Below are 13,328 nucleotides of genomic sequence, written 5' to 3'. Positions count from 1 at the left end.
TGCTGCGCCCGGGCCCCGGGGGTCGCAGGTCGGCTGCGGGCCGTCGCGGGCCGATCGCGCAGTTCCCCGCGCCCCTACGGGGCGCCGTGGTGGCCGAACGCGCCCGCGCGGCGGCAGCCGCAGGGGCGCTAGCCCTGCCGCACGAGGCGGGCGTACGCGTCCGCCAAGTGCCGGGTGACCGGTCCGATCTCGTACGGCCTGCCGTCGACGGCCCGTACCGGCTGCACCTCGTACGCGGTGCCGGTCAGGAACACCTCCTGGGCCCGTTCCAGCGCCTCGGGCCCCAGATGGCCCTCGTGCACCGCGATGCCGGCCTCGTGCGCCAGCGCGATGACGGTCTGCCGGGTGATGCCGTCGAGGAAGACGTCGGCCAGCGGCGTGTGCAGGGCGCCGTCGACGACGAGGAACAGGTTGGCGCCGGTGGCCTCCGCCAGGTAGCCGCGGTAGTCCAGCAGCAGGGCGTCGTCGTAGCCGTCCGCCTCGGCCGCATCCCGCGCCAGCGTGCAGATGTTGTACAGCGACGCGGCCTTGGCGCGTACGGGCGCGGTGTCGGGCGCCGGGCGGCGCCACTTGGACGTGCCCAGGGCGATGCCGTGCTCCTGTGCGGCGGAGGAGAAGACGTTCGGCCATTCCCAGGCGGCGACGGCCACGTGCACCGAGGTGCCCGCCCCGGAGACGCTCAGCTGCTCGCTGCCCCGCCAGGCGACGGGCCGGACGTAGCCGTCGGCGATGCCCGCGCGCCGTACGAGTTCCTCGGCGGCCCGGTCCAGCTCGGCCGGTTCGAAGGGCAGGGTGAAGCCCAGTTCGGCCGCGGAGGCGGCCAGTCGCCGCGAGTGCTCGGCCAGGCGGAAGATGCGCCCGTCGTACACGCGCATGCCTTCGAAGACGCCGCCGCCGTAGTGCAGGCCGTGCGTGAGCACGTGGAGGCGCGCCTCGCGCCAGGGGACGAACGCCCCGTCGTACCAGATCAGGCCGTCGCGGTCGTCGAAGGGCAGGGGGGTGCTCATCGGGTGCCCTCCTCGGGCGCGTAGTCGATGCGGATCGCGCTCTCCAGGTGCCGGTGGAACTCCTCCGCCTCCGCGGTGCTGGCGTGCCGGGAGAGGACGAAGGCGGGGTAGCCGGTGAAGTCGGGGTAGGGCCGTACGACGTCGCCGGGGTGCAGCATCTGCACCACGTGGTCGACGCGCGGGTCGTCCCGCACCGCGTCCAGGCCGTGGATCGCGGTGATGCGGCCGTGGCCGCCGCAGGGCACGATGTAGTTGGCCGCCGCGCCGACGGCGGTGACCGGCGCGCCCGCGCAGGCGGGCGGCAGGCCGGCGGCGACGCGCAGCGCGTCGGCCGCCAGGTCCACGCCGGTGACGTGCGAGGCGATGTAGTGGGAGACGCCGGAGCCGCCGACGCGGGCGCCCATCTCCAGCAGGTACGGCTCGGTGCCGCCGCGCAGGCGCAGCTCGGTGTGGGTGGGGCCGTCGGTGACGCCGAGGGCCCGGTGCGCGGCGGTCACCTCGCGCACCACCGCCTCCTGCACCGCGGGCGGCAGGGCCGCGGGGGCGCGGTAGACGGTCTCCTCGAAGTAGGGGCCCTTGGGCTCGCCCTTGTAGCCGATGGACAGCACCGTCACCTCGCCGCGGTGGGCGAGCGACTCCACCGCGTACTCCGGTCCGTCGAGGTACTCCTCGATCACCAGCGCCGGTTCGGCGCCCAGCACGCCGCCGCAGACCTCGCGCACCTCGGCCACCACGGCCGCGAGCCGCCCGGGGTCCTCCGCCCGGGTCACCCCTAGGCTGGAGTAGCCGTGGGCCGGCTTGACCACGACGGGGAAGTCCAGGTCCGCGGCGTCGGCGGGCGCGCCGTCGTCGAGCCGCAGGAAGCGGGGCACGTTGAGTCCGGCCGCCGCCAGCCGCTCGCGCATCAGGCGTTTGTCCTGCACGCCCGCCGCCGTCGACGGGGGGATGCCGGGGAGCCCCAGCGCCCGGGCCGCCTCGGCGACGAAGGGCACGGCCGGGTCGTACAGCGTGGTGATCCCGTCGAAGGGGTGCGCGCGGTGGTACTGCTGCAGGGCGGCCAGGGCGCCGGCCGGGTCGCCCTCCACGTCCAGCGGCAGCACGTCGGCGACCGCGGCCGGCAGCCGGCCGGGCTCGACGGTCTCGTCGGGCCGCGGCACCAGCACCAGGCGGATGCCGGCCCGCTGCGCGCTGTCGAACACCCAGGGCAGGGAGGTACGCTGGTAAACGAGGACGACGGTGGGGCGGGAGTTCACGGCGTTCACGGCGTTCACGGTGTTCCTTGTTCGTGGAGGGCGGCGTCCGTCCCGACGCCGGCGGGCGCCCGGGCAGGGGAGGGAGCGGGAGCCTTCCCGCCGACGGTGAGCCACACGCCGGCCGAGCACAGGCAGATCAGGGCGACGGGCAGCGGGCCCGGGGCGCCGGCCCAGCCCAGGGCCCACTCGCCCAGGCGCACCAGGAAGGGCACGACCAGGGCCAGGGCCGAGGTGAACAGCGGGCCCTTGAGCAGGATGAGCTGGTGGGAGATGAGGAAGACCGGCGCGGTCAGCACCGCCCCCAGCAGGGCGATCCCGCCCCAGTCCGCCCAGGACACCGCGCCCAGGGGGACGAAGAGGGCGGCCGCCGTCCCGAGCATGAGCGTGCCCGCGCCCGTGACGGCCGGCAGCGCCGCGAGCGGCGAGACGTCGGCCATGCGGTGGCGGTAGACGTAGCCGTACACCGCGTACGCGAACGTGCCGACCAGGGCGAAGAGCGCACCGGTCAGCAGGGAGCCGCCCGTCGCGTTGACCGTCTTCGACGCATGACCGTCGGCCGCCGCGTAGCCCAGGGCCGCGGCCACCGCCACCACCGTGCCCAGGGCCTTGCGCAGGCTGGAGCGCTCGCGGAAGGCGGTGACGCCGATGAGGAAGGTCAGGCAGGGCAGGAGCGAGACGATCAGGCCGACGCGGGAGGCCCCGATGCGGCCGATGCCCAGCAGCGTGCCGGTGTAGTAGGCGAAGAAGCCCAGGAACGCCAGCACCGCCACCGCCCCCACCCGGCGGCTGCCGGTGCGCACGTCGGCCCAGGTGCGCGGGCGCAGCGCCGCGACGACGACGAGGGTGGCGAAGCTGGCCGCGGTGCGGCCCGCGGCCACCGCCAGCGGGGGCGCGTCGCTGACCAGGCGGCCGGACATCAGCCAGCCGGCGGCCAGCAGGAGCACCATGAGCGCGGACAGGGCGGGGACGACGAGCGCCCCGCCCTGCCGGGGACCGTCACTCACCACTCGGCCGTTCCGAACCGCAGGGCCGGCAGCCGGTCGAGCCCGCCCTTGGCGCGCAGCAGGGTGCGCTGGTCCTCGGTGAAGGCGTAGCGCTGCTTCTCCTCACCCGCGGGCAGGTACGTGCGCACCAGGGCCTTGGCCGCCGCCTTGTACTCCTCGTCGGTGGTGACCTCGTCCTCCAGGCGCTCGACCGCCGCGACGAAAGCCCGCAGGGCATCGAGGGCCTTCGTCTCGTCCAGGTGCAGCAGCCCGCCGCCGGCCGGGGAGCCGGTCAGCGCGCCGTGCTCGCGCAGCCAGGAGTAGAGGAGGACGCCGGTGCCGGAGTCGAAGTTGCGGGTGGCGTCGTCCGCCTGCGGATAGCGGAAGATGCGCTCCAGCAGCACCATGGCCAGCAGTTCCCGCGCGTACGGAATCTCGTCGTCGATGCAGGTCAGCACGGTCTTGGCATCGACCTTGATCTCCTCCAGCAGGCCGACGAACCAGTTCATCTTCAAGGAGATGTGCTGGTCGAACGGCCAGGAGCCCTGGTAGTGCAGCGAGTCGTGCAGATAGCCCCAGATCGCGCGGGCCTCGAAGCACACGTCCGGTGCCAGGCCCGTGGAGGCGCGCGGCAGGGACTCCGGCGTCAGCACGGCCGCGGCGCCCGGCAGCGCGTACGTCTCGTGGATCCTGCGGAACTTGTTGTAGAAGAACATGGCGTAGGGCTGCTCGCGCACCTTGTCGTGCGCGGCCACGTTCTCGGGGAAGAAGACGATGCAGTTGCCCTCGGCGAAGCCCGCGCTGCCGGTGATCAGCACCAGCGACTGGCAGTTGTTCTTCGGGTGCGGGTGGGTCAGCGCCAGGGTGGGCAGCGCCTCGGGCTCCTTGCGCAGCGCGAAGAACAGCTCCAGCCGCTTGCCCACGGGCGGGGCGCTGTTGGTCGACTGCAGCGGGGCGAGGAAGAACACCGCCTCGCCGTCGGCCGGCGCCTCCAGCGCGTCCCGGGAGCGGGCGAAGTGCGGCGGGGTGTCGAGACCGGCCGCCAGCCAGCCGTCGACGTCCGCGGCGAGGGCGTCGCCCCGGTGGGCCAGGCCGTGCCGGGCGTACCAGGCGCACGCCTGCTCACGCACCGCCAGCAGCAGCTCGCGGTCCTCGGGCGTGGGGTGCGCGACGGTGCCGTCGTCGTTCTGACGGGTGCGGAAGCGGTCGACCAGGGGGATCAGGGTGCGCTGCAGCTCCTCGGCCTCGGCCAGGAGATCCGGTGCAACGGGCGCGACAGCGGCGGTGGGGGCCGCGCTCACCGGGGCGCTCACAGCGCCGGCTCCAGGGCCCGCTCCTGCTGCGCCGGCTCGCCTGCGGCCAGGACCTGGTGGACGGTGAAGACCATGGGCACCGGTCCGAAGTCCCGCAGGACCTGCAGGCCGTGGGCCTGCGCCGCGACGATGGTGGTGATGCAGCCCTCCACCCGGCCCTCGGCGCAGTCGATGGCGGCCTGGGAGTTGCTGAGCACCTCGTGGACGGTCGCGCCGTCGGGGACGAGCCCGGTGGGTGCCGGGTGCGAGGCCACCGATGCGGGCCGCTGCGTACCGGTGGAGGCGAGCACCATGTTGTGCGTCGGCATCACGAAGCTGTCGACCATGCGCAGCCGGTGCAGATTGCCGAAGACGAGCGTGTGCAGGGCCGGGTAGACGGCGCAGGCGGTCAGGGCGTGGCGCCCGTCCGCGGGGACGGCCTCGAGCGCGGATTCTATGGACGAGTGGAGCTCGACCGTGCCGTCGGTGATGCCGCGCCTGCGCAGCCACTCGTGGGAGGCGGCCTCCAGGTTGGTGCCCTGCGGGCCGAGCGTGTGCAGGTGACGGACGTGATCGGGTCCGATGTGGTTCTGGCTCAAGGGTCCCCCTCATACGCGGTGCAAAGTGGTGCAATCGCGACCGGTGCCCCGAAATGGGCGACCGGTGCCCCTTCAAGATCCAAACAGTGGGTGGGAGCCGGGGCAATGGTTCCCGGCCGGCGTCCCGCATCACGAGACGCCGGCCGGCCTCACAAGGTTGCCCGGATCCGCTCGAACGCCTCGCCCAGCACGGCGGGATGGGCGCCCGCGTTGAAGCGGAAGCAGTGGCCGAATTCCGTCCCGCCGAAGCTCGCCCCCGGCAGCACGTGCACCCCGGCCGCGGCCAGGGCCCCGGCCAGCCGCAGTGCGTCCTCGCCCTCGGGCAGTTCGGCCCACACCAGGTAGGTCGCCTCGCACCGCGGTTGATGGACCGTCAGCGGAAGGGACGCCAACTCGTCGGCCACCAGCCGCACGTTCTCGGCCAGCCGGGCGCACAGGGCCGCCAGCCAGGCGTCACCGCGTTCGTAGCAGGCCACGGTGGCGATCGCACCGAAGCTGCCGGGCCGGCCCAGCAGGCTCTGCGGCACCCCGGTGAGCCGGTCCGCCGCGCGCTCGGAGGCGTACAGCGTGGCGCTCTTGAGCCCGGCGATGTTGAACGCCTTGGAGGCGGAGGTGAACCCGTACGCGCGCACCCGGTGGACGCCCGCGTCGGCGAAGGCCGACGGCAGCCGCTCACCGGTCAGGCCGAGCGGGATGTGCACCTCGTTCGCCAGGAGCAGCAGGTCGTGCTCCAGCGCCAGGGACACCGCCCGCGCCTGCTCCTGGGCGGTCCACGCCCGGCCCACCGGGTTGTGCGGCTGGCACAGGATCCAGCCCCGGGCCCCGGACGCCGCCGCGGCCGCCAGTGCCCGCCAGTCGTGCTCGTAGCCGTGCTCGCCGCGCAGCAGCGGCACCGCCACCGGCTGCAGCCCCGCCTCCCGCACGACGGTGAACAGGTCGCCGTACACCGGCGTCTCCACGATCACCCGGCTGCCCGGCAGCAACTCCTGCTCCAGCACCGTGCGCAGGCCCGTGAGCACGTCGGTCGTGCCGCGCAGGGCCGCCACCGAGGCGCCGTGGTGGCGGGCCAGGTACGCCTCGCAGGACGCCTCCTGCTCCTCGCACAACCCGTACCCGCTCTCGCCGAGATCGACGGCCTCCTGCAGGACGTCGCGCAGGAAGGCGGGGGTGTACAGGTCCATCTCGGCGACGCCCAGGCAGATGCGCCGCGGATCGTCGCCCGCGGCGCGCCACTTGAAGGTGCGGCGCCGGCGCAGGACGTCGAGGTCCGCTATGAAGGCCGGTTCGCCCGTGCCAGCCGTGTCAGCCGGTCGCATCACGGTCGAGCTCGATGTAGAGGCGGGTGCCGTTGCGGCCCTTGGTGCGGCGGCGCACGGTGACCGTGCCTTGGATCTCCTTCGGGTGGTTCACGTGCGTGCCGCCGCAGGGAATGACGATGTCGCCGGAGCGCCAGACGAACACGTCGTGCGTGTCCGGCAGGGCGGTCACGACCGCCTCGGGGGAGGAGGCCAGCAGCGCCACCACCCGCTCCTGGATGACCGGCACGGCCTCGCCGGGGATGGAGCAGCCGAAGTCGAAGCGGGCCGAGCTGTCGCTGATGTGGCAGCCGCGGGTGGAGCGCGTCTGCCCGTTGGCCTCCAGGTACTCGCCGGTGGCGTGGAAGAGGAAGTGCGCGAGCGTGTGCATCTGCATGTTGCGGAAGCGCCGCGCCCAGTCGATCTCCATCGTCACGGTGTCGCCGACCGTCAGGGTGCACGGCTCGGCGAACTCGTGGCAGAAGACCGACTCCACCGTGGCGACTTCACCGTTGGGCAGCTGGAAGGGCCGGCCCCCGGCCTTCTGCACGTCCACCACGCGGGCGCCGTCGATCGTCCCCTGGTCGGCCACCTGGCCGCCGGACTCGGCGTAGAACAGCGACCGGTCGAAGACCGCGAAGTGGCCGCTGACCGACAGCACGGTCGCGGTCGCGGTGGTGGCGTACGGGTCGTCGTGGTACAGCTGGTGCGTGGGAGGACAGGAGCTCCACAGGGCTGCTTCCATCATGGCGTTGACTTCTCTCCGCAGTTCAAGAGCGTGGTGCCGTACAGTTCGCCGCGGTCGGCGAAGAAGGTCAGGATCTCCCCGTCCGTGCCCGGCTGCCCGGTGCCGCCGGCCCCGGTGAGCCGCACCAGGTCCGCGGCCAGGCGCTGGGCGCCCACGTAGCACACGCCGGACGAGCCGCCGACGCTGATGCCGCGGGTGCACAGCTGCCGCACACCCGCGCAGGCCTCGTCGTCCGACACGCGGTAGACGCCGGCCACCCGGGAGCGGGCCGCCTCGATCACGGCGGGGATGCGGTTCTGGTTGCCCGTGCCGCGCAGGATACTCGGTGCGGGCTCGCCGCCGAAGGTGATCGAGCCGTGCCGGTCGGCCACGTACGAGGGAATGCCCTTGCCGTCGAGCATCGCCGACAGGGCCGAGAAGTGACCGCCGCTGCCCACGCAGAAGATGCCGGCGACGATGCGGGAGAAGTCCAGGGTGCGCATCAGGTGCGGCACCACCCAGCGGGTGTAGACCTCGGGATTGAGCGGACTGTCGTTCTGGTTCGTCCAGTAGAACTCGGGGTGCTGCTCCAGCATCGACTGCAGCAGGTCGTCACGGGCCTGCTGGGTGCCCAGGACCGGGTGCGGACGCTCGATCAGGTGCAGGATGCCGCCGGCCAGTTCTATCTTCAGCCGGGTGACCTCGGGTATCCCCGGGTCCGACACCAGGTGGACCGGATGCCCCAGCATCCGGCCCGCGACCGCCAGGCCCAGGCCCAGCGAGCCGGAGGTGGACTCGATCACCGGCTGGCCCTCGGCGAGCAGCCCGCGCTCGCGGGCCAGGAGCAGCAGGCCCAGGCCCAGGATGGACTTGAAGCTGGTCTCGGTGGCCGGGCTGCCGTGCACGGCACGCAGCCGCAGGCCCTGGGCCAGGGGGCCGGCGTCCAGGGTGGTCAGCCGGCCGAGCTCCTCGACGACCTCGTACGGGTCGCGGTACGGGGGGTGATTCACTTGCGGCCTTCCAGGAGGTTCTTGGCCCAGAAGATGGAAACGAGCAGGATCGCGATTCCCGACATCTGGACCAGGCTCAGGTGCTGGTCGAACAGGGCGAATCCGTAGACGGCCGCAGCCACCGGCTGCAGCAGGACGAAGAGGGCGGCGAGCTGCAGCGGCAGGAACTTCACCGCGTGCGCCATGAGCGTCTGGCCGAAGACCTGCGAGGTCACCGCCAGGGCGACGAGCACCAGCCAGCCCTTGGCGCTGGTGGGCCACATCTTCTCGTCGAGCACGGCCGCCACCGCGAAGCAGGCGAGCGCGCACACCAGGCTCAGGCCCGCCATGATGCGCGTCGCCTCGTGGCGCTCGCGCAGGCCCTTGGCCACGACGAGGAACAGCGCGTAGAACACCGCCGTGCCCAGGGCCAGCAGGTCGCCGCGCAGGTGCTCGGGGTCCAGGCCGGTGCCGAGGATGACGAGGACGTACAGGCCGGCCAGCGCCAGCAGCGCGGGGAAGGCCAGCTTCCACGGCAGCCGGTCGCCGAAGAGGAAGAAGGCCAGCGGCGCGATGATGAACGGCACCAGGTTGGCCAGGAGGTTGGCCTCGGCGAGCGAGGTGTAGAGGAAGGAGATGTTCCACAGGCACAGGTCGGCCGCGAGGAACAGCCCGCCCAGCGCCGTGATCAGCTGGTCGCGCATGCCGATCCGGGTCCGCTGCGGGGCCGCGCCCGCCTCGCCCTTGCCGCGCCGCGCCATCCCCATCGACATGCCCAGCAGCAGGGGCACGGCGAACAGCGAGCGGTACGCGCCGGTGGCCACCGGTCCGACCTCGCTGACCCGTACGAAGACCCCGCCCAGCGCCAGGCAGCACACGGCCGCCAGGACCATGAGCTGGTGGCGGGCGCCCTTGAAGGGGGACGCCTTGGGGGTCTGCGCGGTCTGCGGGACGCCGCCGGTGTCCTCCGGGGCGTGGCCGGGGTTCGGTGACGCGGTGACGCGGCTCATGGACGCTTCGCTTCCTTCAGGGTGTACGTGCTGCCGGTGTAGCCGAGGTCGTCCAGGGCACGGCGGCACTGCGCGACGCGCTCGTCGTGCTCGCCGTCGTGCCGGGAGAAGATCAGGCCGGCCAGCGTGCCGCTGTGGGCCACGCAGATGCCCAGCGCGCCGAACTCCTCCTTGAGGCCCTGCAGGTCCTCCAGGGACTTCTTCGGCAGGCGGTCGTTGTGCAACTCGGCGCTGTGCGTGGCGATCCGGGCGGCCGCCGCGCCGTCGTCGGCGCGCAGCGCCGCGTCCAGCTCGGCGAACAGCTGCTCGTAGACGCGGGCCTTGCCGGCGTCCTCGGGCACCTCCCGGTGGAACTCCTCGGTGCGGACGAAGCCGCCCTCGTCGACGCCGACGATGGTCCACCGCAGGTCGGTCTCGTACGTCGCCAGCAGGGTCTGGGAGCGCTGGGCGCAGGCCGCGACGCCGGGGTGCAGCAGGTAGTCGCCGTACTCCAGGCGGCGGGCCACCGACAGGGCCAGGGCGTGCGCCACCGGCTCGGGGGTGTCGGGGTAGGCCTCGGCGACGCACAGCAGGGCGGTGGCCAGGATGTCGGCGGTCGAGCTCGCATGGCCCTTGGCCACCGGAATATTGGAGTCGATCTCGATGGTGCCGCCGTGGGCCGGCTGCCGCAGGTCGGTGCCGAGCAATTCATAGGCGCGCAGCGCTTTGACGCGATCGGCGGGGCTGACGGTCAGGGCAGTGGCCGGGGCGATTCCGGTGCGGTGCAACCGGGCCCGGCAACGGAGTTCCTCGACCGGTGCGGTGAAGAGAAAGTGTTCAAATCCACTCGGCCCGAGGGTGTAACCCTGGAGTATTTCTCCGAAGGCGCCGTGGATCGTGCGAGCGATCGGGGCGGACATGGAGAAGTTGTACCCGGCGTTGATCAGTGGTGACAACCCCAAGAATTCCTTTCGCCTTGCATAATGGCGAATTGGGGGGAGGGAAATGTCCGTTGTCGGCGGCGCCGCGTGGGGCATGATCGTGCGATTTGTGACGGTTCGTGGGGGCCGCTCGGCGAGGGTCCGCCGGGCACGGTGCGCGGACGGCCGGTATCAGCGGTTGTCGACGGAGCGTCAACTCCGTACGTTTGGCGCATGATCGAGGCCCGCCATCTCCGTGTTCTGCGAGCCGTCGCACAGTCCGGCTCCCTCACCGCGGCCGCCCGTGCGCTGGGCTGCAGCCAACCCGCGGTCAGTCAGCAGATAAAGGCGCTGGAGAATTCCGTGCAGACGCCGCTGCTCGCCCGTACGGGCCGTTCCGTGCGTCTTACCGAGGCCGGAGAAATTCTGGTCCGGCATGCCACGGGAATCCTTGCCGGACTCGCCGCGGCGGAGGAGGAGGTGGCGAATATCGTGGGTCTGCGCACCGGGCGCGTCCGGCTCGCCTCGTTCCTCAGCGGCACCTCGGAACTGCTGCCCTCGGCGCTCGCGGCATTGCGCGCCAAGTGGCCGAATATCGATGTTTCCTTCACCGAGGCCGCACCGCCGCGCGCGGTGGAGATGCTGCGCGGCGGCGACTGCGAGATCGCCCTCGCCTTCCACTACCCCGGCATATCCCAGGGCGGCGACGGCGAGGACCCGTGGGAGGGCCTGGTCGTCCGCCCGCTGCTCAGCGACCGGCTGGTGATCCTCGCCCCTGCACAGCACGAGCTCGCCGCGCAGCGGGAGACGGAGCTGGCCGCCCTCGCGGCCGAGTCCTGGGTGGCGGGCTGCCCCAGCTGCAGCCGGCACCTGGTGGAACTGTGCGAGGCCGAGGGCTTCTCGCCGCGCATCGACCTCGTCACCGACGACTACCTGGCGGTCATCGCGCTGGTCGGGGCGGGGCTGGGCATCGCGACGCTGCCCGAGATGGCCTTCGACACCTCGACGGAGACGGTCCGCCGGCTGGACCTGGAGCCGGCCGTGCACCGGGAGATCGTGGCGCTGACGCTGCCGGAGTACGGCTCCGTCCCGGCGGTGGGCGCGATGCTGGGGGAGCTGGAGGTGGCGGCCCGGTCCTTCGGAAAGGCGCGGGCCGCCTGCTGAAGCCCTTGGCAGGGGCGGTTTCAGGCCAGCGGACGGTAGGCGGTCAGCGTGACGGACAGCGTGACCTCGCAGGTCGGCGGCAGCGCGGCGATGCGCCGCGCCAGCTCCTCGCCCGCCAGGTGCCGGGCGTTGGGCCCCATGCCCACGAGCAGGGCCAGGGCGGCGTGGTCGAGCGTCATCGGCGCGGTCAGCCGCTCGCCGGCCGCCACCGAGAAGTACGGCGAGAGCCGGTCGGCCAGCCGCTCCTCCTTGCGCTCGTCGACCCGCATCAGCCCCAGCGCACCGGTCAGCTCCCGCAGATGCCCGGGCTCGGGGGTGACGACCAGCAGGACGCCGCGGGGGTCGAGGATCCGCCGCAGCTCCGGGCCGTTGCGCGGCGCGAAGGTGTTGAGCACCACCCCGGCCGCGCCGTCGCGCAGCGGCAGTTCGCGCCAGGCGTCGGCCACCACCGCGCCGATGCGCGGGTGCGCGCGGGTCGCGCGGCGGGCGGCGAACTTCGACACGTCCAGCAGGACGCCGTCGGCGCCGGGGAACTCCTCCATCACCCTTGCCTGGTGGTGCCCGGTGCCGCCGCCGACGTCCACCACGCAGCCCGGCAGCGGCTCGGGGGCCGTGCGGCGGGCCAGCGCGGCCAGCGCCGCGGAGAGCGGGGCGTAGTGGCCGGCGTCCAGGAAGGCGGCGCGGGCCGCGACCATCTCCTGGCTGTCGGCGCTGTGCGCGGAGGCGTGGGGCAGGAGGTTGACGTAGCCCTGCTTGGCCACGTCGAAGCTGTGGCCCTGCGGGCAGACCAGGCTGCGCTCGCGCAGCGACAGCTCACCGCGGCAGTGGGGGCAACGCAAGTACTGCGCGATTGTGTTCAGCATGGAGACCGTTCGTTCGCTTCGGTGCTGGGGGTGCCTCGGCGTGCGCCGCGCCCGCCGGGCGCATCAGCCCCGCGGGCGCAGGCCGGCGAGCACGAGGTCGACGAGGGAGTCGGTGAAGGCGTGCGTCAGCGGCTGGTTGCGCATCAGCCAGCGCTGGGCGAAGGGCGCCAGGAGCGTCTCCGCGGCCAACTGGGCGTCGCACCCGGGGTCGGCCTGGCCGCAGCGCTGGGCGGCGCGGATGCGCTCGGCGTAGGCCCGGGCGCCGGGTTCGAGCACCTTGGCCGTGAAGCCGGCGGCGAGTTCGGCGTCGTCGGCCATGGCCACGTACAGGGCGCGGTAGGGCGCGTGGAAGCCGGGATCGGCGAACTCGTCGACCGTCGCGCGCAGCACCGTCTTCAGATCGGCCGCGAGGTCGCCGGTGTCGGGCAGCGCCCACTCGCCGGCCACCATGGTCTCGGTGAACGCGTCCAGCAGCACCGCCCCCTTGGACGGCCACCAGCGGTAGATCGTCTGCTTGCCCACGCCCGCGCGGGCCGCGATGCCCTCGACGGTGAGCCTGTCGTAGCCGGATTCGGCCACCAGCGACAGGGCGGCTTCGCAGATCGCCAGACGCGAGCGCTGGGAGCGGCGCGTGGCGTCGGGGGCATGCTTGTCGGCCATGGCGGGAAGTCTAACCACAGTCGAGTCGAGACGTATCGTTCCGTTGATGCGGCTCCCTCGCGAGGCCCTTGTCGCACAGTGCGTGTCATTGGGCCTAACGGGCGTTTTTGTCACTAGAATTGCCTGATGTACACAGCCAGCACGTTCCCCGGAGGGGTGATCCGGTGAACCGGTCCGAGGCCGCAGACGAGCAATGGGAGGGGCTGGCCGAGGTCGTGCCGCTGAGGGGGCACCAGCCATGGCCGTCCTGGCCCGATCACAGGGCACTGCCCGAGGAGGAACCCCAGGAGAGCCGACGCCGCATGGTCGTGCTGCGCGTGCAGTTCTTCGCGGACGCGCGTGAGGTCGCCGAGTACCTGATCGAGCGGGTGCCGGTGCTGCTCGACCTGACTGGCGCCGAACCGGAGATCGCCAAACGCGTCCTGGACTTCGCCAGCGGCGTCGTCTTCGGACTGGGCAGCGCGATGCACCGCGTCGACAGCAACGTCTTCCTGCTCACGCCCGAAGGGACCGAGGTGGCCCCCGGGTACCCCGATCGTAGGAAGGGCGGGGGGCTGAAACGGTTTGGCTGACCGGGGCCCGCCTAC

The 13,328-nt window shown here is 72.7% G+C and carries 14 protein-coding genes; 2 read left to right on the top strand and 12 right to left on the bottom strand.

The window, feature by feature from the left end:
• Positions 1 to 128: 128 nt before the first annotated feature.
• The 10 genes from AC27L3_RS17405 to AC27L3_RS17360 form a co-directional block, all read right to left on the bottom strand.
• On the bottom strand, positions 129 to 1,007 hold the full coding sequence (locus AC27L3_RS17405) for a branched-chain amino acid aminotransferase (protein ID WP_487234932.1): 879 nt from the start codon (positions 1,005 to 1,007) through the stop codon (positions 129 to 131).
• The gene (locus AC27L3_RS17400) at positions 1,004 to 2,278 is read right to left on the bottom strand and encodes an ATP-grasp domain-containing protein (protein WP_487234931.1); all 1,275 of its coding nucleotides are present in this window, start codon (positions 2,276 to 2,278) and stop codon (positions 1,004 to 1,006) included. Before AC27L3_RS17400 ends, AC27L3_RS17405 begins: the two co-directional genes overlap by 4 nt.
• Positions 2,275 to 3,264 carry a DMT family transporter gene (locus AC27L3_RS17395; protein ID WP_487234930.1) on the bottom strand — a complete coding sequence of 330 codons (990 nt, stop codon included), beginning with the start codon at positions 3,262 to 3,264 and terminating at the stop codon, positions 2,275 to 2,277. Before AC27L3_RS17395 ends, AC27L3_RS17400 begins: the two co-directional genes overlap by 4 nt.
• Positions 3,261 to 4,556: a DUF6421 family protein gene (locus tag AC27L3_RS17390; RefSeq protein ID WP_487234929.1), complete on the bottom strand. Its 1,296-nt coding sequence runs from the start codon at positions 4,554 to 4,556 to the stop codon at positions 3,261 to 3,263. Before AC27L3_RS17390 ends, AC27L3_RS17395 begins: the two co-directional genes overlap by 4 nt.
• A complete protein-coding gene (locus AC27L3_RS17385; protein WP_487234928.1) occupies positions 4,553 to 5,134 on the bottom strand; it encodes a type 2 periplasmic-binding domain-containing protein in 582 nt (193 codons plus the stop codon). Before AC27L3_RS17385 ends, AC27L3_RS17390 begins: the two co-directional genes overlap by 4 nt.
• A gap of 149 nt (positions 5,135 to 5,283) precedes the next feature.
• Positions 5,284 to 6,450, bottom strand: coding sequence for an aminotransferase class I/II-fold pyridoxal phosphate-dependent enzyme (locus AC27L3_RS17380; protein WP_487234927.1), 1,167 nt, complete (start codon positions 6,448 to 6,450; stop codon positions 5,284 to 5,286).
• On the bottom strand, positions 6,437 to 7,177 hold the full coding sequence (locus tag AC27L3_RS17375) for an alanine--tRNA ligase-related protein (protein ID WP_487234926.1): 741 nt from the start codon (positions 7,175 to 7,177) through the stop codon (positions 6,437 to 6,439). The genes AC27L3_RS17380 and AC27L3_RS17375 overlap by 14 nt, the downstream gene beginning before the upstream one ends.
• Positions 7,174 to 8,166, bottom strand: a complete 993-nt coding sequence (locus AC27L3_RS17370) for a pyridoxal-phosphate dependent enzyme (protein WP_487234925.1) — start codon at positions 8,164 to 8,166, stop codon at positions 7,174 to 7,176. The genes AC27L3_RS17375 and AC27L3_RS17370 overlap by 4 nt, the downstream gene beginning before the upstream one ends.
• Positions 8,163 to 9,155 carry a DMT family transporter gene (locus tag AC27L3_RS17365; RefSeq protein WP_487234924.1) on the bottom strand — a complete coding sequence of 331 codons (993 nt, stop codon included), beginning with the start codon at positions 9,153 to 9,155 and terminating at the stop codon, positions 8,163 to 8,165. The genes AC27L3_RS17370 and AC27L3_RS17365 overlap by 4 nt, the downstream gene beginning before the upstream one ends.
• Complete coding sequence (locus tag AC27L3_RS17360; protein WP_487234923.1) at positions 9,152 to 10,054, bottom strand: GHMP family kinase ATP-binding protein; 903 nt, start codon at positions 10,052 to 10,054, stop codon at positions 9,152 to 9,154. Before AC27L3_RS17360 ends, AC27L3_RS17365 begins: the two co-directional genes overlap by 4 nt.
• 234 nt (positions 10,055 to 10,288) lie before the next feature.
• On the opposite strand from AC27L3_RS17360, the gene AC27L3_RS17355 reads away from it, so the two are divergent.
• Positions 10,289 to 11,218 (top strand): LysR family transcriptional regulator, encoded by a 930-nt coding sequence (locus AC27L3_RS17355; protein WP_487234922.1) that lies wholly within the window; start codon positions 10,289 to 10,291, stop codon positions 11,216 to 11,218.
• Positions 11,219 to 11,238: 20 nt separating this feature from the next.
• Here AC27L3_RS17355 and AC27L3_RS17350 read toward each other — a convergent pair whose 3' ends face one another.
• Positions 11,239 to 12,081 (bottom strand): putative RNA methyltransferase, encoded by an 843-nt coding sequence (locus AC27L3_RS17350; RefSeq protein ID WP_487234921.1) that lies wholly within the window; start codon positions 12,079 to 12,081, stop codon positions 11,239 to 11,241.
• 63 nt (positions 12,082 to 12,144) lie between these two features.
• Positions 12,145 to 12,741 carry a TetR/AcrR family transcriptional regulator gene (locus tag AC27L3_RS17345; protein WP_487234920.1) on the bottom strand — a complete coding sequence of 199 codons (597 nt, stop codon included), beginning with the start codon at positions 12,739 to 12,741 and terminating at the stop codon, positions 12,145 to 12,147.
• Positions 12,742 to 12,905: 164 nt separating this feature from the next.
• Here AC27L3_RS17345 and AC27L3_RS17340 point away from each other — a divergent pair, with 164 nt between their 5' ends.
• Complete coding sequence (locus AC27L3_RS17340; RefSeq protein WP_487234919.1) at positions 12,906 to 13,313, top strand: cell division protein SepF; 408 nt, start codon at positions 12,906 to 12,908, stop codon at positions 13,311 to 13,313.
• Positions 13,314 to 13,328 lie beyond the last annotated feature (15 nt).

The organism is Streptomyces sp. PKA51 (genome assembly GCF_057552455.1).
The sequence above is the reverse complement of the archived record's forward strand: the minus strand, read 5'-3'. Positions and strand labels throughout refer to the sequence as shown.